This is a genomic window from Roseibium sp. JB4-4 (assembly GCF_055693425.1).
In genome coordinates this window covers 1,096,824-1,116,953 of record NZ_CM146333.1, presented here as the reverse complement: position 1 = coordinate 1,116,953, position 20,130 = coordinate 1,096,824, and the positions used below count along the sequence as shown (strand labels likewise).

20 protein-coding genes and 1 pseudogene are annotated in these 20,130 nt (G+C 52.0%); 13 read left to right on the top strand and 8 right to left on the bottom strand.

Going from position 1 to position 20,130, the window contains the following annotated elements; all coding sequences use genetic code 11:
- Nucleotides 1-50: 50 nt before the first annotated feature.
- Entirely contained in the window at nt 51-959 is a 909-nt protein-coding gene (locus tag ACZ1HV_RS05090) for a nicotinate phosphoribosyltransferase (RefSeq protein WP_472717506.1), read from the top strand.
- Between the two features lie 59 nt (nt 960-1,018).
- On the top strand, nt 1,019-1,459 hold the full coding sequence (locus tag ACZ1HV_RS05085; RefSeq protein ID WP_472717505.1) for a hypothetical protein: 441 nt from the start codon (nt 1,019-1,021) through the stop codon (nt 1,457-1,459).
- A gap of 159 nt (nt 1,460-1,618) precedes the next feature.
- Here ACZ1HV_RS05085 and ACZ1HV_RS05080 read toward each other — a convergent pair whose 3' ends face one another.
- The 4 genes and pseudogenes from ACZ1HV_RS05080 to ACZ1HV_RS05065 form a co-directional block, all read right to left on the bottom strand.
- The gene (locus tag ACZ1HV_RS05080; protein WP_472717504.1) at nt 1,619-2,581 is read right to left on the bottom strand and encodes a DoxX family protein; all 963 of its coding nucleotides are present in this window, start codon (nt 2,579-2,581) and stop codon (nt 1,619-1,621) included.
- A 54-nt stretch (nt 2,582-2,635) separates the two neighbouring features.
- Nucleotides 2,636-3,031, bottom strand: coding sequence for a hypothetical protein (locus ACZ1HV_RS05075; protein ID WP_298814699.1), 396 nt, complete (start codon nt 3,029-3,031; stop codon nt 2,636-2,638).
- Nucleotides 3,032-3,192: 161 nt separating this feature from the next.
- Entirely contained in the window at nt 3,193-3,834 is a 642-nt protein-coding gene (locus ACZ1HV_RS05070; protein ID WP_298814696.1) for a hypothetical protein, read from the bottom strand.
- Between the two features lie 240 nt (nt 3,835-4,074).
- Nucleotides 4,075-5,288: pseudogene (locus ACZ1HV_RS05065) on the bottom strand (winged helix-turn-helix domain-containing protein).
- Between the two features lie 270 nt (nt 5,289-5,558).
- Here ACZ1HV_RS05065 and ACZ1HV_RS05060 point away from each other — a divergent pair.
- Together ACZ1HV_RS05060 and ACZ1HV_RS05055 are read left to right on the top strand one after the other, a co-directional pair.
- On the top strand, nt 5,559-6,308 hold the full coding sequence (locus tag ACZ1HV_RS05060; protein WP_472717503.1) for a substrate-binding periplasmic protein: 750 nt from the start codon (nt 5,559-5,561) through the stop codon (nt 6,306-6,308).
- Between the two features lie 16 nt (nt 6,309-6,324).
- A complete protein-coding gene (locus ACZ1HV_RS05055; RefSeq protein WP_472717502.1) occupies nt 6,325-7,095 on the top strand; it encodes a sulfite exporter TauE/SafE family protein in 771 nt (256 codons plus the stop codon).
- 50 nt (nt 7,096-7,145) lie between these two features.
- On the opposite strand, the gene ACZ1HV_RS05050 is transcribed toward ACZ1HV_RS05055, so the two are convergent.
- Both ACZ1HV_RS05050 and ACZ1HV_RS05045 read right to left on the bottom strand, forming a co-directional pair.
- Nucleotides 7,146-7,625: a helix-turn-helix domain-containing protein gene (locus ACZ1HV_RS05050; RefSeq protein WP_472717501.1), complete on the bottom strand. Its 480-nt coding sequence runs from the start codon at nt 7,623-7,625 to the stop codon at nt 7,146-7,148.
- Nucleotides 7,555-8,184: an AraC family transcriptional regulator gene (locus ACZ1HV_RS05045; RefSeq protein ID WP_472717500.1), complete on the bottom strand. Its 630-nt coding sequence runs from the start codon at nt 8,182-8,184 to the stop codon at nt 7,555-7,557. Before ACZ1HV_RS05045 ends, ACZ1HV_RS05050 begins: the two co-directional genes overlap by 71 nt.
- 478 nt (nt 8,185-8,662) lie before the next feature.
- Between ACZ1HV_RS05045 and ACZ1HV_RS05040 the strand changes: the two genes are divergently transcribed.
- From ACZ1HV_RS05040 to ACZ1HV_RS05015, 6 genes are all read left to right on the top strand, one after another.
- A complete protein-coding gene (locus ACZ1HV_RS05040; protein ID WP_472717499.1) occupies nt 8,663-9,475 on the top strand; it encodes a ferredoxin--NADP reductase in 813 nt (270 codons plus the stop codon).
- A gap of 257 nt (nt 9,476-9,732) precedes the next feature.
- Entirely contained in the window at nt 9,733-10,086 is a 354-nt protein-coding gene (locus ACZ1HV_RS05035) for a hypothetical protein (RefSeq protein WP_472717498.1), read from the top strand.
- Nucleotides 10,087-10,121: 35 nt separating this feature from the next.
- Nucleotides 10,122-11,396: an N-acetylneuraminate synthase family protein gene (locus ACZ1HV_RS05030; RefSeq protein WP_472717497.1), complete on the top strand. Its 1,275-nt coding sequence runs from the start codon at nt 10,122-10,124 to the stop codon at nt 11,394-11,396.
- A 150-nt stretch (nt 11,397-11,546) separates the two neighbouring features.
- Complete coding sequence (locus ACZ1HV_RS05025; protein ID WP_472717496.1) at nt 11,547-12,578, top strand: GDP-mannose 4,6-dehydratase; 1,032 nt, start codon at nt 11,547-11,549, stop codon at nt 12,576-12,578.
- A gap of 42 nt (nt 12,579-12,620) precedes the next feature.
- A complete protein-coding gene (locus ACZ1HV_RS05020) occupies nt 12,621-13,322 on the top strand; it encodes an acylneuraminate cytidylyltransferase family protein (RefSeq protein ID WP_472717495.1) in 702 nt (233 codons plus the stop codon).
- Between the two features lie 36 nt (nt 13,323-13,358).
- Nucleotides 13,359-14,240 carry a class I SAM-dependent methyltransferase gene (locus ACZ1HV_RS05015; protein WP_472717494.1) on the top strand — a complete coding sequence of 294 codons (882 nt, stop codon included), beginning with the start codon at nt 13,359-13,361 and terminating at the stop codon, nt 14,238-14,240.
- Nucleotides 14,241-14,272: 32 nt separating this feature from the next.
- On the opposite strand, the gene ACZ1HV_RS05010 is transcribed toward ACZ1HV_RS05015, so the two are convergent.
- The gene (locus ACZ1HV_RS05010) at nt 14,273-16,126 is read right to left on the bottom strand and encodes a tetratricopeptide repeat protein (protein WP_472717493.1); all 1,854 of its coding nucleotides are present in this window, start codon (nt 16,124-16,126) and stop codon (nt 14,273-14,275) included.
- 210 nt (nt 16,127-16,336) lie between these two features.
- Here ACZ1HV_RS05010 and ACZ1HV_RS05005 point away from each other — a divergent pair, with 210 nt between their 5' ends.
- From ACZ1HV_RS05005 to ACZ1HV_RS04995, 3 genes are all read left to right on the top strand, one after another.
- Nucleotides 16,337-16,615 carry a hypothetical protein gene (locus ACZ1HV_RS05005; RefSeq protein WP_472717492.1) on the top strand — a complete coding sequence of 93 codons (279 nt, stop codon included), beginning with the start codon at nt 16,337-16,339 and terminating at the stop codon, nt 16,613-16,615.
- 320 nt (nt 16,616-16,935) lie between these two features.
- On the top strand, nt 16,936-17,238 hold the full coding sequence (locus tag ACZ1HV_RS05000) for a hypothetical protein (RefSeq protein ID WP_472717491.1): 303 nt from the start codon (nt 16,936-16,938) through the stop codon (nt 17,236-17,238).
- A 249-nt stretch (nt 17,239-17,487) separates the two neighbouring features.
- Entirely contained in the window at nt 17,488-19,449 is a 1,962-nt protein-coding gene (locus ACZ1HV_RS04995) for a DUF4139 domain-containing protein (RefSeq protein ID WP_472717490.1), read from the top strand.
- Here the strand turns inward: ACZ1HV_RS04995 and gph are convergent.
- Complete coding sequence (gene gph, locus ACZ1HV_RS04990) at nt 19,436-20,116, bottom strand: phosphoglycolate phosphatase (RefSeq protein ID WP_472717489.1); 681 nt, start codon at nt 20,114-20,116, stop codon at nt 19,436-19,438. The genes ACZ1HV_RS04995 and gph overlap by 14 nt on opposite strands.
- Between the last annotated feature and the right edge of the window lie 14 nt (nt 20,117-20,130).

Below are 20,130 nucleotides of genomic sequence, written 5' to 3'. Positions count from 1 at the left end.
TGAGGGGGAGCCCCTCTGGCACGTTCACCTTGTCGCGTGAGGAGTTCACAATGACAAATCCACTATTGGCAACAGATAGCTACAAGCAATCTCACTACAGGCAATACCCGCCCGAGGCTCGGCAGATCTCGGCCTATGTCGAGGCACGCGCCAATCCATTTTCGGGCAACGTGTTGTTCTTCGGCCTTCAGGCCTATCTGAAAAAGGCGCTTCAACGGCCGATAACGGTCAAGGACATTGAGCGGGCTGCTCAAATCTGCTTGGCACACGGCGTCCCGTTCAACCGGGAAGGCTGGCAGCAGATTGTTGACGAACACGCTGGCCTGCTGCCATTGGAAATCAAGGCGCTGCCCGAAGGCTCGCTGGTGCCAAGTGGCGTGCCGCTGGTCCAGCTGGAAAACACCGATGACCGCATGCCCTGGTTGACCACGTGGGTCGAAACCGCGCTGCTGCGCGCGGTCTGGTATCCCTCAACGGTCGCCACAATGTCCTTCAAATGCAAACAGGTTATCTATCGCGGATTGCTGGCAACCTCTGATGAACCGGACCAGCAAATTCCGTTCAAGCTGCACGATTTTGGCGCACGCGGTGTTTCTTCGTCGGAGAGCGCTGCTCTCGGAGGCATGGCGCACCTTGTGAACTTTGCTGGCACCGACACGATGGAGGCTCTGGAAGCTGCCACGGAATTCTATGATGCCGACATTGCCGGTTTTTCCATTCCAGCTGCAGAACACTCGACAATGACAAGCTGGGGCCCGGAGCGCGAGACGGCTGCCTACGCCAACATGCTCGATCAGTTCGCACAAAAGGACGCGTTGGTTGCGGTTGTCTCGGACAGTTATGACATCCACAACGCCGTGAAGAACATCTGGTGCGGTGCCCTGAAGGACCAGGTACTGTCATCTGGTGCAACGGTTGTCATCAGACCGGATTCCGGAAGCCCAGTTGAGACCCCCTGAAGGCTCTTGAGACGCTTTGGCAAAGCTACGGTGGTGCGGAAAACGCCAAGGGAGCACGGGTGCTCAATCCGGCCGTCAGGGTCATTCAGGGTGATGGAATGACGCTTGCGACCATCAGGCAACTTGTCGATGAAATGGTGCGGCAACGCTGGTCACTGGACAATATCGCCTTTGGCATGGGGGGCGGCCTGCTGCAGCACGTCAATCGGGACACGATGCGTTTTGCGATGAAGGCAAATGCGATGAGAACCGGGGACGGCCAATGGAAGGACGTTTTCAAGATGCCTGTTTCCGACCCGAACAAGGCATCCAAGGCGGGCCGTCAGGCGGTCGTTGTCAAAAACGGTCAATTGGTTGCTAGAAAATTCGACGAGGTGGACCCGTCGGATGACCAATTGAAAGTGGTCTATCGAAACGGGAAGCTGCTTGAAACATCAAGTTTTGATGATGTGCGTGCACGCGCAATTGCCGGTCTCAAACAAAGTCTGGCATCCGGGTAGCTGAAACGGGCCGAAGACCAGCACTGGGCGAGCGACTTTGCAACCCGGGAGCTGGCACACAGCCTGAGGAGACGCCGATTTGTGGCGTCTCCTGTGTTTTTTATGAAAGCGAAGACGCCTGGCTTTTCAGCACCGTGAAGCTACGCGTTCTCCTGAAGATCAGTTGCGCAATTTTCCGAAGAACACCTCTCTTGGTGCAGACAGCAAGTCAGAAACCCTGAAACCTGCACCACCTGCGTAGCGGACCAGGACCAATGAGGCTGCCAGGAAGGCAAACTCACGCTTGATGGCATTCAGATTGTCCCAAAGTGTCTTGTCCAAACTGATTTTGCCGGCACAATAAATCACAAGGATCAGGAAGGCAGCCACCGCCGCGATCCTGACCCCGTGTCCTGAGGCGAGTGTCAAGCCGACAAGAATGAGCAGCAGGGGAAATCCGGACCAGCTTTTGACATGATCGAGTCCGTAGAAAAATCCACCAGCCAGAAAGGCAACGGCGACCGAAAGGCGCAGCAGCAGGCCAAGAGCCGACCAGTCCGCCGTTTGTGCGCCGGCTCCGCGTCCGGTCAAACGTTCATCGAGGCTCATGCTGCCTGATCCGAGAACTGCAAGTGTAAAGCACATTCCGGACAGACCGATGTCGCGGATCTGGACAATCATCGCCGGCGTGAAGAAGGTGCTGGCTGATGTGTCGTGACCAGGCACAGTTGAAACGGGGAGGGCAGCAACGAACGACCACATCAGCAGGCCAAAGACAATTGCAAGCGGCCGGACAAGAAGACCGGCTACGAGCGCTATACCTGCGACAAGCTCGAAGGCTGAGAGTGCCGTCAGGAAGCCCCAAGCGGACAACCAGTCGCCACGGAACAGATACGACTGGAAAAAATCATTTATGTAGCCGTTTGAAGCCGTGTATTTTTCAACGAGTTCGCTCGCTCTGCCGGCGTCGATTGCCCGTTGGAGCTTCCACCAGCCGCCGACGACAAAGACGGACCCAAGTCCAAGCCGCAGGAGCAAAGCGACCTGGTCACTCTGGCGGACGGTCAGACGGTCGGGTCCGGGGGAAAAGGTACGTTCGATTTGCGCGGCAAAACCGCTTGAATGCAAAGAATTGGAAGACATTCGTCTTACTCCGAAGATGACAAAACAAGGTCCCGGTTTGGCCGGGTTGCGGAGTTAGATGAAGGTTTTGGGAGGTGCAGGGTCGACGGGCACTTCAACACCGTCAAGCACATCCGGCTTCGCCCTGCCAGCGCGCTGAATTCTCCAATCGCGCGCCCTCTCGGCCGGGGCCATGGCCAATGTCGCTGAACAGTGGCTTGAACAAAAGTCAGCATCGGAGAAACAGGTCAGAAAGCAGGATCTTTGACCTTGCTGTTCCGCAGTTCCTGATGGTGCGTTCCTTGTGGAAGCTTCAATAGGTTCAGCGGAGTTTGGCACCGTCTCGACAGTTGAATAGGCGAGAGTTGCGTTGCCGACCGAAAACGCGAAAGAAACAGTTTGGGCCAATGTCCAGAACGCCAGCAGGGCGACGACAAGCACAGGAAGGTGGCTGTTGAAGAAACGGAACATGTCTCGACTCGATCGATTTTTTGCGATGCAGCATGAAGCTCACGTTAAAGATGATCAAGGAAAAAATGCAATCTAAAGTAAATGTGTTCTCTTATCAAAACCGCTCGAGAATGGTGCGTGGGTGACTTGCGTTTCTGTAGCCGCAGATAATGCAGCTTTCCCTAGGCCATAACCGATTTACGGAAGAAATTGGACTTTTCTGGGTCTTTCAATGTGTTGAAAAACAGTTCAATCACAGGTTCTGAAACTTTGATCGGCGAAGGGCCATAAGTCTCGTATTTGTCCGACAGAGCTTTGTTCACGGCATTTGAAAAGTTCACGAAATCAATATGTTCTGATGGGAACTGCTTTGAAACGCGGCCAACGATTGCTCTGATGGACTTGTCGTTGGCAATCGTTATGGCCGTAATCTCGTTACCGTGTGATTTGGCAAGTTTGCGATAGGCTTCAGACAGTTCGTCAATGAACTGAGCATCCGACGTTCGGCAGATATAAGCTGCGAAAGCTTGAAGAAATTCGATTTCCCAGGATGGGTCCGCACGTTTGATCTGCGGTTCGAAGACTTTTCTCACAACATCAAAACACAGGAATCTTAGGACCGACATTGCGAAGAAGTCCTTGTTGGCCCCTACGAAGGGCTGCTTCTTGTGGATGCGGCCGCAGGCCTCGTAATTGGAGCGATAGATGTCGAAGAGGTCCTGAGAGGCGGACAGGAAGTCAAAAACAGCCTCGATGTCGGCTTTGCTGAGTTTGCCGTCCCGCAGCTCTGCGGCGCTTATCAGGCTCTTGCGTGCAAGATCCATCGCCCTTTGTCCAGCCCCCACACATATGTGTGGTCCGCTGAGTTTGGGCCATGTCACAGCCGGTTTCTTGTTTGACAGACGCATCATCAACCTCGTGGCTCGATAGCAAATGATGCGCTTGATTGGTTAGTTTATTTTTAACTTTTTTGTCAGGGAAAATACTGAAAAAGCAATGAGTAAGAGGCACAAACTGAGATTGGCTCAGGAGAGGCGAGCGAGCGATTGCATTGCGACGAGCCGTTAGCGCGTCCTTTGCCAATCGGGTTCATAGCTGACTTCCGAACACCCCGCAAAGCGGGCCATGCGGTTGAGTTCCGACGCAAGTTTTGCCGTTCGCGCTTTTGACGCGCGAACACTTTTTCCGGCCAATAGGCACGCACATGCAGCCTGTCCTCATTCCGAAGCGCCTTCATGTCAATGCGACCGATGAGGCGAGCACCTTCGAGCACCGGAAAGACGTAATACCCATATTCGCGCTTGGCTTCCGGAACGAATATTTCAATCCTGTAGCTGAAGCCGAATAGCCGTTCGCTTCTTTTCCGGTCTCTGAGCGCTGGATCAAAAGGTGATAGGACCCGCACACGCGAAGGCGGTGTTTCGACGGTGTCGAGGGTCTCGACCGTTTCAGGAAAGGCATACACCCGGCGAAATGACCCATCAGCACATTCGATTTCAACTTCTGTCAGTACGCCTCTGCCATGTGCCACCTGACACCAGTCCTTGGCTTCCTTCGGGGTAATCAGGTCCCAGAAAGCCGCAATTTCACCCGAGGTCGCAAACCCGAGACGTTCCATGGCCGAGCGCGCAGCCCAGTCGATCGTTTCCTCGGCATCAAAACGGGTGTTCAGTTTCTCATGTGGTATGACGCGTTCGGTCAGGTCGTAGACCTTTTGGAAGCCAGCGCGGTGACAGACGGAAAGCTCACCCGTTCGCCAGAGAAACTCCAGAGCGGTTTTGGAAGGGTGCCACTCCCACCATCCGCCACTGCTGCGTTTTTCGTCCTCGCCGACAGTTGCCGACGTTGCCGGACCGTGATCGCTGATCTGCTTGAGAACGTTCTCGATCTTGGCTTCAAATCCATTGTCATGCCAGTTGCGCCAACGCCCGGTAAGGGCTTCCCGGTCCCGTTGAAAGCGCAAACGCCAGTGCGGAAAGAATTGAGTTGGAATAACCGATGCATCATGGGTCCAATGTTCAAAGACAAGTCTGTCCCGCTCCAGCAAAAGCTTGAGGTTCTTCTCCTTGTAGGCGGGTCTGCGCGCTGCCAGGATCATGTGATGCGCACGCGCCACGGTGTTGATGCTGTCGACCTGGGTAAACCCGAGTTTCGTGATCAACGTAGCCAGATCTTCGCCCTTGCCACTGCCTCTCGGTGTTTCGCTAAGGCCATGTTTTTGCAGGAAGAGATGTCGAGCCACTGTGTTCGGCATCTTGAAAATCGAGGAAGACGTCATGACCAAGTGTTAGCATCTCAATGCGCAGCCTGACCAGACATGGGGGTTTGAATTGGTGTTTATGACAATGGTTTTTATGCAATCCAGTCATGCATTGCGATTTGGTTGGGCAATAGGGTCGGCATCTACGGCTTTTTCATTGACCGGAGAACCGCTAGACGCTTGATTGGTTGGTATGTTTAAGGGTGAATTTTTCAGAGTTGCGATCGAATGTGTCTGAATTTTTGCAGCAGAGCTGCTGTTTATTTGTCGTTGGTTTTGGTTTCGGGCATGGCGGCCATGCCGAACGGTTTTGCAGGTACGGGAAGCTGCGATCAAATCAAGATAAACGGGTCAAATGTCTGGTTCCCGATCTCGATCAGGCACAAGGACGCTGAAGATTTGAGCGGTGTCTTTCCGGACCTTGCGCAAGAAATCTTTCAATCGATGAAGGTTGATGTCGCGTTTGGTGCCAAAGTGCCCTGGAAACGCGTGTTTGTTCAGCTCGAGAGCGGTGAGATCGATATGGTCGCCGGCGCTTACCATACCAAGGATCGGGCTCGGAACTACGTGCTTAGCTCACCTGTTATCAAGGAGCCGGTAGCGATTTTTGTGCGCGCCGGCATGTCAGACCGCCCTGGGTCGCTTGAAGATTTGATAGGTTTGCAAGGGTTAGCACCCTTTGGTGCGACTTTCGGTGAAGAGTTCGACGATTTCGCGAACAAACACCTGACCATCAGTCGTCAGTCCTTCGATGATTTCTCGACCAATATGGAACTTCTTGTGGATGGCAAGGCCGATTATCTGGTCATCGCGCGTCAGGCCGGTGAGATGATGCTGAAAGATCTTGGCGCTGAAGGTCAGGTTGAAGCGCTGCCCTGGCCAGCACTCGAAAACTCCTTGCACTACATGTTTTCGAAGAAGTCGCCTTGCCTGAAACACATCAGTGCCTTTCAAAATGAGCTGGAAAAGCGCGTTGAGGCGGGCGAAGCCAACAACATGATGAAGGCTTTCAACGCGTCGGCAAGCGGGCAGGAATGATACCGGGAGATTTATCTTGACCGGACTGGTGAATGCAGGCCCGGAATTGATACTGATCTCAATCACGGCATTTCTGGTTGCCGGTTTTGTCAAAGGGCTTGTTGGGTTTGGCCTGCCGACAATCGGGTTGGGCCTGTTGACTGTTTTTGTCGGCGTGGAAAAGGCGATGGTGCTGGTCCTGTGGCCGGCATTTTTAACCAACCTCTGGCAGGGGCTTCTGGGTGGTCACCTGAAAGTCTTGCTGCGACGCCTGTGGCCGTTTTTGAGTGCCGCCGTCCTTGTCCTCGGTGCGGGCACGTTGGTTCTGACACGCCTCCCGGTTGGAGCGGCCGATCTGGTGCTGGGTATCTTGATGGTGGCTTATGCCGTGCCGCTGCTGGCAGGAGTTGTTCTGGCAATACCAGCGCGTATTGAAGTGCCGCTCGGTGTTGGGCTAGGCTTGGTCAACGGGCTTTTCTCGGGACTGACCGGATCTTACACGGTACCGGGCGTCATGTTTCTTCAGGCGATCGGTTTGCCGAGAGATCAGCTAATTCAGGCTATGGGGCTCTTGTTTCTGTTCTCAACGGTTGCGCTCGGCATCTCTCTGGGCAGCTTCGGGCTCGTAAGCGGGCGCGAAACCTTGGCCTCCATCATACTCGTGATCCCGACATTGCTTGCAGTTTGGACAGGCCAGAAAATGCGCAAAAGGGTTTCAGAAGCTGCATTCAGGCGTTTGATCCTGGCGGCCATACTGGCGCTTGGCCTTTATCTGATCCCGCTTGGTGTCTGGCGGCTGGCGCAGTAGCAAGGAACGCCGCGATCACGCGGCGTTCTTGAAAAGACCAACACAGCACATCAGGACTTTGCGACGAGCCTCATAGGCGTTGCAGTCCCGACACCGGACGTGGATTTGGTATTGGCCCATTGGTAAGACTGCCGCTCTTCCGTCGGCGTACACAGGAAACGTTCCCGATAGCACTTGGTGAAATGAGACGTGGAGGCAAAGCCGCAGGCTAGAGCAACGTCCAGCACCGGACGGCTTGTCCGGCGCAGAAGATCCCGCGCGGTTTCAAGCCGCAGACGCAGGTAATACTGGCCCGGTGTGCAATTGAAATGACGACGGAACAGACGCTCAAGCTGACGTGGGGACAGGTTCACGGTCATCGCCAGTTGCTGGCAACTGAGCGGATCTTCAATGTGCAGATCCATGATGCGAATGGCATCGAGGATCTTGGCATTGGAGATACCGGTCCGGGCCTCAATGTCATGACGCTGAGCAGATCTCGCCTGAGCGCATGTTCTGGTAAAGCGCGACCTCGGCGACCTCGTGCGCAAGATATGCTCCATGCTGGATGGCAATCAGCCGCAGGATCATGTCGAGCGACGCCATGCCGCCTGCGCAGGTGATGCAATTGCGGTCAATTGCAAAGATATCAGAGGTCACTTCAACGTCCGGAAACTCTTCACGCAGTGACCGCAGGTTCTCCCAATGAATGGTGCAGCGTCTGCCATCGAGCAGATTGTATCTGGCCAGGAGATAGGCGCCCGTGCAGATGGCGCCAAATGTGCGGCCCATGGCATTTAAACGCCTGAGCTTGTTGCCGAGATCCGGATTGAGCGGCAAGCGTTCCACATCAATGCCAGTACACAACAGTGTAATGTCAGCGTCGTGAAGCTCACGAATAGACTTTTTTACTGCAACCTCGCATCCGTTGCTTGCTATGACTGAATTCCCGTCAAGGGAATAAGTCGTCCATGCGTAATACTCCCGGCCGAGCAGCCGATTTGCTATACGCAGTGGTTCAATGACGCTTGCGAATGCGTTCATGGAGAACCGGTCCAACAGAACGAATGCTATCGTCTGGCCTGTTTCTTCGTGTGTGCGTCCGGACATTTACTTCACCTCGTTGGAAGGTATTATTGAGGTTTGTCTTTGTTTATCTACAGATTTTTCAATTTGTCTTGGTCTGTCAAATAAAAAGCGACATAGACTGTCGAATTCTTTGAATTGTCACAAATGATTGCAAATTGTGAGCGAATGCGTGATCGCCATTCGGCGATGCCAATGACAATATTTTCCGGTTTCAGTTGTTAGAAATCACCGGCCGCAACGGGTCGGGAGTAGGGCTTTTGATAACCTGGTTCTGCCCTTTGAATGAACTTCACTTTATGCGTTGAGAAATGGCTGGCACGGGCTCGAATGGACGCATCTCTTCGAAATGGGGACATGGACCCTGAAAGTTGACCGAAATTAGAATGTTTTTTTTGAAATTCGGTTGTTTCGTGGATGCGGGTTGCTTCAAGTCAATGTAGGAGTGGTGCTACATGGGGCACAAATCCACCAGTGCGATGACCTACGGACCTCAACTCAAATGAATGTACTTGCCAAACCCGCTGATCTTGAAGCTGCCGCGCCGGCAGGTGTCTTCGTCGAGGAAGTGAAAACTGTACAACATTACACGGATCGGCTGTTCCGGTTCCGCATGACCCGCCCGGCGAGCTTTCGCTTCCGTTCCGGCGAGTTCGTCATGATCGGTCTCATGATCGACGGCAAACCGCTTTACCGTGCCTACTCGATTGCCAGCCCAGCCTGGGACGAGGAACTGGAGTTCTTCTCCATCAAGGTTCCGGACGGTCCGCTGACTTCGCATCTCCAGAAGATCCAGCCGGGCGATGCGGTTTTGATGAAAAAGAAGCCGACCGGGACGCTCGTCAACGACGCGCTCGTGCCCGGCAAAAGGGTCTATATGTTTTCAACCGGTACAGGGATCGCACCTTTCGCGAGCCTGATCCGGGATCCTGATACCTATGAAAAGTTCGATCAGGTCATCCTGACCCACACCTGCCGCGAGGTGGCAGAGCTGAAATACGGCGAAGAACTGGTTCAGGAAACAATCAACGATCCGCTGATCGGGGAGTATGCGAAAGACAAACTGGTGCATTATACGTCTGTCACCCGTGAAGACTTTCCACGCCAGGGCCGCATTACCGATTTGATCCAGTCAGGCAAACTGTTTGAGGATCTCGGCGTACCTCCACTCGACCCTGCGGTCGACCGCGGCATGATCTGCGGCTCCATGGACATGATCCGAGACACCAAACAACTGCTAGAAGCCGCTGGCCTCAACGAGGGCGCAAACAACAAACCCGCCGAGTTCGTCGTTGAACGGGCATTCGTGGGTTAAAAATATTTGGAAAGTTAGAGAGTCTTCTAAGGGTCGGTTTGTCCGACCCTTTTTTTCTAGAAGCAAATAAGCGGTGATCGTGCAAGTCGGCTCTGAAAAAGCTGGAAAATCAAGCAATGACTTTCGCATATCTGTGGAAGGCAGCGTCGAAGTACGTTGTAAGAATTTCAACTGCCGACACCATGCAATACTCTTAGAACCTAAACCGATAGGTTCTGGCCCGATTGCTGGACCCTTCCGCAATTGGGTTCCACCTCATGAAAGTTATTGCTGAACTAGGTATAAATCACCGCGGTTCAACCGAAGTCGCAGAACAACTGATCAAGATTGCCAGCGAAGCAGGCGCATGGGGAGCGAAATTCCAATATCGCAGCAAACATGGATTCTATCAGGCCACAGACGAGATCGGCGACGAGATCCTTAGTCGAGAAATTGACGAATGTTATATACCGCCTTCAGTTGTTCTTGAACTCAGTGCAGGAATAAAAAGTAGTGGTATGACCGCGGGAATAAGTTTTTTTAAATTCGAAGATACAATTGATTTTGGCGATAATATTAATGAGTTTGATTTCTTCAAAGTTCCTTCTGCAGAACTACTCAACAAAACTTGATCAAATCGCTAGCCGCACTAGGCAAACCGCTCATCTTGAGTACTGGTGGCCATAGCGAAGAGGACATTTTTCGTGCAGTCGATGCAACGAAAAACATCCCGGGCATCATTTATCTGCACTGTATTTCCAACTATCCGGTATTGCTGGGAAACCAGCAAATGGCATTTATCAAAAGCTTGAAGGAAAGATCGAATTCGGTCGTAGGCTACTCTAGCCATGACTTGGATTGGGAAGTGTGCCTCGTAGCTGCAGCAAATGGTGCAACAGTATTTGAGCGCCATTTGACCCTGGACAAAAGGGGACGCGGCATAGATGACAGTTCAAGTTCTGATCCTGATGAGTTTGCTAGGTTTTGTCGTTTATTGAACTCGTTCAAAGCTGTGCAGGGGGAAGGGGAACGCGAATTGAACCAGGGTGAACGCATAAACATGCAAAACCTGGGATCATCGCTATATGCTTCCCGCACGATCGAAGTAGGCGAAAAATTGAGTTTACAGAATACGGTCACGAGAGCACCCCGCAAAGGTCTGACCTGGGACAGCGTGAATCAGAAGAATCTTGGCGAAGTCAAAAGATCTATTGCTGCCGGTAGCGCAATTGCGGAGCAGCATTTCACTGAATTAAAGCCTCCGCTTCAAAAAGATCTTGTTTTGTTTTGCGACGAAAAACAACTTTCGATCCCATTGAGACTGCACGATGCGAGAGCTCTGCAGGAGCGCTTTCCAATCAAGAACAATGAGCTGCATCTCTCTTATGAAGAAGTCGAGAGGTTCCGAGTTTCGATGGCAGATGGCCTGTCGAAACTCGATTTGGCCAAGCACTATTCCATTCATATACCCGACTATATCGACAGCAAAACACTGATCGATCCACTCAGCGGAGATGAAAGAATTCGGAAGGGAAGCCGGTCTGTCATCGATACTTGCGTTGATCTTGCATTAGAGTTGGCAAATCGGACGGGCGCAGAGGTGCCGATCGTCGGTAGCTTTTCTCGATTGAGGCCTGAAGGAAAATTCCAGACATACGAAATGTTGCAAACATTTCTGTTCAATACAGGCCAGAATCGCGGCGCTCCAATTTTCCCGCAATGGCTGCCAAAAATTGCATGGTATTTTGGTGGCGCAGACGTTCTGGATATGTTTTGCGATGAAGGCGACATAGCGACACTGCAAGAAACTGGCATGGAGTTGTGCCTTGATCTGTCCCATCTGATTTTATCAGCGAACTACGCCAAGGCCAATTGGCGAGACTGGTACGAAAACTTATCCCACTTGCCAGGCATATTCATATTGCGGACGCGACCGGAATAGATGGGGAGGGAATAGAGTTTGGTCATGGTGATCTGGGAGATCCAACTTCTTTTATCAATGGTCCAGGACGCAAAGTACTTGAAGTCTGGCAGGGCCATTTGTCGGAAGGAGACGGATTTGAAAATGCTATTCGGCAGCTAGGAGAGAAGCATGGCTAAAGTGCTAATCACCGGAATATCTGGTCAGGACGGGGCTTTTTTGGCTCGTTCTCTGTTGAACCGGGGTGATGAAGTTTGGGGGGCAATGCGTCGAGGAAGCACCTCAAAGACCGGTCGTCTAAAGGAACTGGGAATAAGGGATAAAATCAAATTCTGTACCTTGGAGGTGACAGAATTTGCCAATGTCCAGAATATCTTAAATGAAATTCGGCCCGAATTGATTTTCAATTTGGCTGCACAGAGTTTTGTCGCTGATAGCTTTCAGTTCCCGCACTATACTTCCGACGTGAACTATATGGGCGTACTAAATATCCTGGAAGCCATGCGCCTCTTGAAACTAGACGCTAGACTCTATCAGGCTTCGACATCCGAAATGTATGGGGATGTCCTTGAGAAACCCCAAACCGAAAAAACGCCCTTTAACCCATTAAGCCCATACGCGGTGTCAAAACTCGCTGCGCATTCTATCGTCGTGAATTATCGGCAAGCCTATGATATGTTTGCGACTTCTGGGATACTTTTCAACCATGAGTCTGAGCTGCGCGGATACGAGTTCGTGACGTGCAAGATCACCAGTTGGCTCGCTCGTATCAAAGTTCAGAACGCGGAAGCCATGCCACTAGGCAATCTGAGCAGTGTGCGGGATTGGGGATATGCGCCGGAATATACCGACATGATGGTTAAGATGCTTGATCACGATAGTCCTGATGATTTCGTGATCTCAACAAATACCGAATACACTGTCAGGGAGTTTCTATTCCTGGCAGCTCAGGAATTCGGCTTCGATCTCTACTCAGAAGGAGAAGGCATTGAAGAGAAATGCTACGATCGCAAGACCGGCAAGATGATAGCCTTTGTCGATCAGAGATACTTCAGGGCGTCTGACGTTGTCTACTTGCGTGGCGACAATTCGAAAGCGCAGGAAGTTCTTGGTTGGAAACCCGAAGTCCTAGCGCCTGAAATTGCAAGACGCATGGCAATCTACGACTTGAAAAAGGCGGCAGTGAATACGCAAGGTTTTTAGAACTGTTCACATGAAAACCTTTTGAAGAATATAGGGAACGTTATGAAGCGTGCTGTCGCAATAATTCCGGCTCGTGGCGGTTCCAAAGGAATTCCGGGAAAAAACATAAAGCTTTTTCTTGGTGAGCCCCTAATAGCGCACACCATTCGTGCAGCGATGAAGGCGCAATCAATCTCCGATGTCATCGTTTCAAGCGACGACGATGTTATCTTGTCGATCGCTGAGAAATACGGTGCAAGAACCGTGCAAAGGCCGGCTGAGATTTCGGGCGATGAGGCTTCATCTGAATCAGCGCTATTGCATGCAATTCAGTCACAGGAATCGTGCGCCAACGCAGAGACAGTAGTGTTTCTTCAGTGTACCTCGCCGCTAACAACTTCTGCAGAAATAGACAAAGTTGTAAGTGAACGAAGTAAACTTAACGCTGATACGGCATTTTCCGTTGTTGAAGTCCATGCGTTTCTTTGGAAAATCAACCCAGACGGGACGGGTGTAGGTGTAAATCATGACGCCTCCAAGCCGCGTCAGCGGCGCCAGGATCGTTCGAAGGAATACAGGGAGACGGGGGCTATCTATGCGCTCGACATGAACGGGTTTCTGAGCTCTGGGCAACGGTTTTTCGGCAAAAGCGTTCCGGTTGTTTTGCCAGATGCAACGGAAATCGATTTGGACACGCCAAGGGATTGGCTCACGCTAGAAACTTATGCCAATGCCGTTGAAAACGGGCCCAGTACGCACAATTAATTTCAACGGCAGATGTCAAATTCAGGTAGGCGTGTCATGACGGCAGGTATTTTCCAAACCCTCAGTAATATTGGTGTTGCCAGCGAGGCTAATAGAGAGGTTTTTGCTCACGGTACAAGGGACCGAAGCGACCTTACGGTCTATAGGGACCGGCACTCTGGCGTGATCTACATAGATAATTTTTATGGTGGCGACGAGATCTACGAAGAAGGGCAGTACAGGTCCGTAAATCTAGCGGCATCAGGAAATCGCGATTTTGAGGTCTCGCGGGACGCGAGGCGCCGTTCTGAAGCATACAGAAAATATATCTGCGGGCGCGACATAGTAGACTTTGGATGCGGCGATGGCGCATTTTTGAGACGCGTTGAACATGAAGCAGCATCAGTCGCAGGTGTGGAACTCCAAAAGAATTATGTAGAGGCGCTGAATGACGAAGGGATCCCGTGCCAGAGGTCATTGGAGTTCTTCTCCGAAAACAGCATAGACACATTAGTCAGCTTTCATGTTTTGGAACATCTGCCAGAGCCAGCGTTGGTTCTGAATGACATTTTTCGGATGTTAAAACCTGGAGGACTTGTCGTTGTCGAAGTTCCACATGCGCGGGATTTTCTCCTAGAAGATCTGCAAAATGAGGCGTTTCAGTCATTTACCCTCTGGAGCCAACACCTCGTTCTTCACACTCGCGAAAGTCTCAAGAGGTTGCTGGCGTATTCTGGGTTCGTCGATATCACCGTCGAAGGCGTGCAGAGGTATCCAATTTCAAACCACCTCGCTTGGTTGTCTTTTGGAAAGCCAGGAGGGCACAAGTCTCCATTGGCGCTAATTGATACGCCAGAGCTCTCGGCGACTTATGAGGCTGCATTAAACCGGATCGACAGAACGGACACTCTGGTTGCGATCGCTCGAACACCCGGCTGAGTTAAATTCCATTGATAGGCCATGGAGTTGCGTTATAGGCCAAGCCGAGCATTTCTAGGGTCTGGCGACCAGTCTTCCAGGTGTTTGTTCATCGCAGCAACAATTTCCGGCACAAATTCCGCACATGGTCGATCCAGAAATGGGTGCATGTATGTCACGGATGGGTACCATGGAGGATTCTGCTGTCCAAGGAGCAAGCTGGCTTCTTGTTGTCCAAAACGAATACATGGAACGTTCAAAAGACCTGCCATATCAGCAACACTTGTGTTCGCGGAAACAACCAGATCGCAGCACGCAGTCAATGCTGCAGCACCGAGAAGGTCATTGAACAGGTCTACATCTTCCAGGTTGTGAAACTTGTCTCCGAACTTGCTTCGAAAAAACTCAAGTTCCTTTGCCACTGGAAGGTATTGCAAGTTGACGAAAATCGCGTCACGAGACTCCATAATCGGCGCAATCCCTGGCGCTGACAAATAAAACCGAGCACGATTTACAGCAAGGTTTTTCGACCTCCAGGAGAACCCGATTATAGGTTTATTTTCATGATCTTGTAGTCTTTCCAGGTAGCCAAGCGCACGCTCTTTCTCAAAAGAATAAACTGGACACTGTGCGTTTGTGAATGAATTCAAATCCGGTCGGAAAAACTCGACCAGATCACTGATATTGGTATGCACATCGAAATCAGACGCAGTGGCATTCAGGTCTTTATCCACCTGAGCTACCCGACAAACGGTGCTCGGAAAAGAATATTTGAAAAACTTAGCGGCTTTCTCGGAGAGTTCAATGATCACTTTACCAGACTTTTCAATGAGTTCTGGCAGCATAGTTCCTGCTCTTAGTGCATCTCCAAGACCCTGATCAGCCCAGACCAATACAGTCTTGTTTGAGATGTCTTCTCCAGTCCATTCCGGTACCTCGAATTTCCGGTCTGCTACCTGTAGCGACGGGTCACCAAATCTAGCTTTGTGAAGAGCCCATCCATTTTCAAGATCTCCGTTTGCCAGATACGCCAGCGAAAGGTTCCACTCGATTGTTTTGTTTCCCTGAGGTCCCAATCTTTGTGCCATTTTCATTGTCTCAAGAGACTCTTTTTCTTCTCCGAGCATCAAAAGGCTCACGCCTAACGTAATGGCCTTGTGATAGTTTTTCGGGTCAGAACCGAGTGAATTGCGGGCATATTCAACGCTTCTCCGAGACTCGTTCATGCAAAACAATAGCCTCGCAGCTTCATGCTCAACTTCACTATCCCCCGGAAACCTTTCGAGAGCTTCGGAAAGTTCCAGCTGTGAGGGTTCATATTGTTTCAATTTCATTCGGCATCTGGAGCGTTGAATGAAATTATTCGAATTGTCAGGATCCAGTAAGCAAGCTTTCGTGAAAAAATTGATGGCGTGTTCTGCTTTGTCAGCCTCCATCAATAAGTTCCCAAAATTGTGATAGACGTCGGAAAAATTGGGATACTCAACTACTAGCTCCTGAAAGATCATTTCGGCTTCGTTGAAGTCTTTGAGCTGAGTGAGTGCAATACCTTTTATATTGCGCGCTTCGCGTTCCTTGGGATTTATCAACAAAGCCTTGTTGCATACCGCCAGAAGGCTTTCAGGGTCCGTGCCAATGTCCATCATTGCCCGAGCCAGGTTGGCGTAAAATGGAGCCTGGTTGCCATTCGCTTTGATGGCTTTTTGAATGTATTCAACCGCTCGCTTTGGATAGCCCAGCTGTCGATATGTCACACCGAGCAAATGCAGGGCGTCCGGATGGTTTGGAGATCTTTTCAGAACCTGCTTGTAACAGCGTTGCGCTTTCTCGATTTCACCCGATTTCTGGTAGGACAAACCTTTCAGCATCTTTTCCCGAGCTGGATTGTTTGCGGTTTGTGTAGCCATATTTTTCCCACCAGATTGGAATCACCAACTGACAATACCAGACAGGCTCCGTCGGAAAAAATTCAACGGCTCTTTTTAAGAAATGGCTTGGGGACGGCTGAACAAACTGGTCGGAAAGGCGAGAGCATATCGGTTCTGGTCGTGATTGTTCAAAGCGACAATGCTGATTGAGGCACAGACTTACTGCCTCACGAATCCCTGGTTCTGGAATTGCTGGCGGCGATACTGCTGAGGTCGGTTGCGGACGCGGCGGTATTGCTGGGAGCGGTATTGCTGGCGCTGGTAGTTTTGACGGTTCTGTGCGGCCCGGCCTTGCCTTTGTTGCAGCTCACGCTGCTGCAGGCTTTGCTCGCGGGCCCTCTGGCTGGCCCGCTGTTGTTCAAGGCGGCGCCGTTCCTGCTGTATCCACTGGCGCTGCAATTCAAGCAGCTCCTTTTGCCGCTCGAGCTCCGTGCTTTGTGCAACTCTCAAGGGTGCGTCAGCCGATGAGCGGCTCGGCCAAGCGAGCATGAGTTGACGAGGGTTTTTGACAGGCGCAGTGTCCGTTGAAGTCACGTCAACGTTTTGACGGGCTTGGGTGGGACAAACAACAGCGAGCGCTGTTATCAGGCATGTTGCCAGAGTGGTGGATTTGAGGAAGGTGATGAACATGTGCTGCCGGTTCTTGGCCGGTGACTGTGAAAGGCACTTCGCCATTCACTCAACTCTACCGGTAACTGAGTCGTTCTTCCTGTAAGCTCCAACTTAACAGATTGCTTACAGTCGCGGTCTTTCTTAAGGATTTGATTAAGAAATTATGCCCAGTTTTCTTGAAATCCGAGAAACCTTCGATCGATGTTCTGCGGCTCTGTTTCGATTGTGCATACGCCGCCAATGGTTATGTCGACATGATGTCACCAAGTTCCCTCGATTTTGTTTTCCGCAATGGAGTTGAGCAGGAACTGGCGCATATCACCCTGAAACTGAATGCTTCCATTGAGCGTGATGCCGTTCACCAGACCGTTCTGCTGGCAACTAACGAAACTCTGCGCACCGTGAGATCGACGGAGCCGCTGTCAGTGACTTTGGCAGCGGTATCTATAGAATCTTTGAATCCGGTTCCGGAAGGCTGACAGTTTTCAACGAGCAGTGATTTCACATCCCCCTGATCATGAAGCGGTATTCTCCAGTTGCGCAAATACAAAACGCTCCCCACCTGCGTTGACCGCTTGAAAACTTTTGTTTGGGCTGCGCGCTGTCCATGGCAGTGTTCAATCTTTGGCAAGTGCAAATTGGTGATGTAGGGCACATGGAATTCCCACAATGGCCGTATTGTTTGCCTACCGATTTGCCTCTTGCCGTCTGATCGGAGTTTTTCAATCATGTTGCCTCGACTTACTTCAACTTTCGCTTTTTTTATTAGTATTCCCGCTGCTGTCCTTGCCGCAGAAAACGGTCCAATAACCAGCATTACACTGTCTTCTGGTGGTCTTGCGGAGGTCGTTCGCAAGGCGGATATCGATAGCACCGGTCTTATCAACATGACGGTGCCGCTCGATCAGGTGAACGATGTCTTGAAAAGCATTGTTGTCTTCGATGAAAAGGGTGTTGTCGAGGGCATCACGCTTCCTGGCCCCAACCCACTGGCGGAGACGTTCAAGAACCTTCCCTTTTCGGTTGATGACCTTCAGTCACCGGCCCGTTTGTTGGCCGCCCTGCAAGGGACCAATGTGCTCATCGAAAAGGCCGGTTCCAGCGTTGAAGGTTTGGTGCTGGGCGTTTCCGTACGTGACGAAGGAGACAGCGGACAACGCAACGTCGTCTCTGTCCTGAGCGCAAGCGGCATCAAAAGCGTCGATCTGACCGCCGATACGGAAATTCAGTTTCTGGACGAAGATATTCAGCAGAAAGTTGCCAAGGCGCTCGGAGCCGTCGGCAGAGGCAAGTCTGACGGCGCGCGCAGTGTGGCGCTGAAGGTTGCGGGCGAGGGAGCTCGCGAAGTGGCAGTTTCCTATGTGGTGCCAACTCCCATTTGGAAGACTGCCTACCGTGTTGTGACGCTCGCTGACGACACGGCCCGTCTTCAGGCCTGGGCGGTTCTGGAAAACGCCAGTGGAGAGGATTGGCGGGATGTCACGGTGACCTTGTCTTCAGGTGCGCCGGTAACACTCAAACAACGCTTGCATGATCTTTATTGGAAACAGCGGCGCGAAGTTCCGATCGACGTCTCCGCCGGTTATGTGCCCCCGGCGGACACGGGCGCTGAACCTAGATTTGAGGTGGCGGAAAGCGAAGCCATGTTCGACGGCCGTTCAAGGATCGCCGCATTGTCGGCAGCGGCTCCTGCACCGGCACCCATGGCGCGCAAGATGGCAAATGCCAATGTCAGCGAGGCAAGTGAAGGAGCTGTGACAGCCTCCTTCACGTTGCCCTGGCCTGTAAGCCTTGAGAGTGGTGAAACACTGTCGGCTCCAATTGTCGATAAGGTCGTTTCCGCAGAAACTGTTTCCGTTTATCGGCCCGAAAGCGGCTTGGCGCATCCGATCGCGGCGATCTTGATCAAGAATGAAACCGACACAAGCCTGCCGAGGGGCATCCTGACGGTCTATGACGAAAGCGAAGGGTATGTCGGCGACGCGCAGATCAATGGCATGCCATCAGGCGAAAGCCGTATGGCGAGCTTTGCAACCGACAAGAAGGTCAGAATTGCGCAATCGGCCGAATCTGACAATGAAATCACGACGATCAAGGTGGCAAACGGCCTTTTGACGGCCTCTGTCCGCCAGCGCGCTGAAACACGCTACGCGATCAAAGGCGCGCCTGATGATGCGCGGACGGTTGTCATTGAACACCCCAAACGGCCGGGCTGGGAGTTTTCCTCATCGGAACATATGGACGATACGGCCACGCACAATCGACTGAAAATTGAAGTTCTGGAAGGCGCAACTGAAACTGCGGCCGTGCTCGAACAACGTACGCTTTCAGAAACATATTCGCTGATCACGACCGATGCGCAAACCCTGGTCAGTCTGGCTTCACGCGCCCCTGAAAGGCAGACAGCTACCAAATTGAGGGAACTGGCGAAGCTGCAGTCCGAGATCACCCAGGTAGAACGTCAGATCAATCTGCTGCGTGCCCGCAAGAATGAGGAGACGTCAGACCAGGATCGGCTTCGAGCCAACTTGTCTGCCGTTCAAACCGGTGCCGATCTCTATAAACGAACGGCCCGCAAGCTTGCCGAGTCTGAGACCCGCATCGAAGCGATCGACACTGAGATTGCCGCTATGAAGGAGCGTAGCGAAGAAATCAGAGCAACGCTTGGCGAGGCTATCAGGACGTTTTAGAGGGCGCATCGGCCAAGGCCGTCACTGCGCCCGCCAACTCGTCAAAATGGGAAATGATCCTGTCGGGTCCGAGCTGCTCGACAGGGACAGGTGTGTAGCCGAAATCAACGGCAATGACCGGAATTCCGGCATTGCGGGCTGCATTGATGTCCGTAACGCTGTCTCCGATCATGATAGAGCCGGTCACCGTGCCTCCCGCCTGGTTGATCGCACCGTGCACCGGTGCGGCATCCGGCTTTGAAACGGGAAATGTATCCCCACTGATGACAGCGTCGAAATATTGAGACAAGTCCAGCTCCGTCAGCAGCGGAAGCGTCAGGCGCTCTGCCTTGTTGGTGCAGACCGCCAGCTTCCAGCCTTCCTCTCGAAATGCCTTGAGTGCGTCGACGACACCATCGAAGGGGCGCGTGTGCACCGCGATGTTCGCGGCATAATGTTCCAGGAAGTGCTCAAAGAGCGGCTCGATGTCTGCGTCCGTCCAGTCAATGCCATTGAACTCCAGACCTCTTTGGATCAGCACCTTTGCACCCATTCCCACCATATGTGCGACGTCGTCTTGGGGTATGGCCGAATGGCCGGCTGCTGTCATGACAACATTGAGCGTTGCAACAAGATCTTCCATGGAAGACACCAGGGTGCCGTCCAAATCAAACACCAGAACAGACATGAGACCCTCAGCTG

Bases quoted from the DNA above. Each gene is read 5' to 3' on its own strand.
- ACZ1HV_RS05070 (WP_298814696.1), bottom strand. From the start codon at position 3,834: ATGGATCTTGCACGCAAGAGCCTGATAAGCGCCGCAGAGCTGCGGGAC.
- ACZ1HV_RS05045 (WP_472717500.1), bottom strand. From the start codon at position 8,184: ATGTCCGGACGCACACACGAAGAAACAGGCCAGACGATAGCATTCGTT.
- ACZ1HV_RS05010 (WP_472717493.1), bottom strand. From the start codon at position 16,126: ATGGCTACACAAACCGCAAACAATCCAGCTCGGGAAAAGATGCTGAAA.
- ACZ1HV_RS05080 (WP_472717504.1), bottom strand. From the start codon at position 2,581: ATGTCTTCCAATTCTTTGCATTCAAGCGGTTTTGCCGCGCAAATCGAA.
- ACZ1HV_RS05025 (WP_472717496.1), top strand. From the start codon at position 11,547: ATGGCTAAAGTGCTAATCACCGGAATATCTGGTCAGGACGGGGCTTTT.
- ACZ1HV_RS05040 (WP_472717499.1), top strand. From the start codon at position 8,663: ATGAATGTACTTGCCAAACCCGCTGATCTTGAAGCTGCCGCGCCGGCA.
- ACZ1HV_RS05060 (WP_472717503.1), top strand. From the start codon at position 5,559: ATGGCGGCCATGCCGAACGGTTTTGCAGGTACGGGAAGCTGCGATCAA.
- ACZ1HV_RS05035 (WP_472717498.1), top strand. From the start codon at position 9,733: ATGAAAGTTATTGCTGAACTAGGTATAAATCACCGCGGTTCAACCGAA.
- ACZ1HV_RS05075 (WP_298814699.1), bottom strand. From the start codon at position 3,031: ATGTTCCGTTTCTTCAACAGCCACCTTCCTGTGCTTGTCGTCGCCCTG.
- gph (WP_472717489.1), bottom strand. From the start codon at position 20,116: ATGTCTGTTCTGGTGTTTGATTTGGACGGCACCCTGGTGTCTTCCATG.
- ACZ1HV_RS05090 (WP_472717506.1), top strand. From the start codon at position 51: ATGACAAATCCACTATTGGCAACAGATAGCTACAAGCAATCTCACTAC.
- ACZ1HV_RS04995 (WP_472717490.1), top strand. From the start codon at position 17,488: ATGTTGCCTCGACTTACTTCAACTTTCGCTTTTTTTATTAGTATTCCC.
- ACZ1HV_RS05020 (WP_472717495.1), top strand. From the start codon at position 12,621: ATGAAGCGTGCTGTCGCAATAATTCCGGCTCGTGGCGGTTCCAAAGGA.
- ACZ1HV_RS05015 (WP_472717494.1), top strand. From the start codon at position 13,359: ATGACGGCAGGTATTTTCCAAACCCTCAGTAATATTGGTGTTGCCAGC.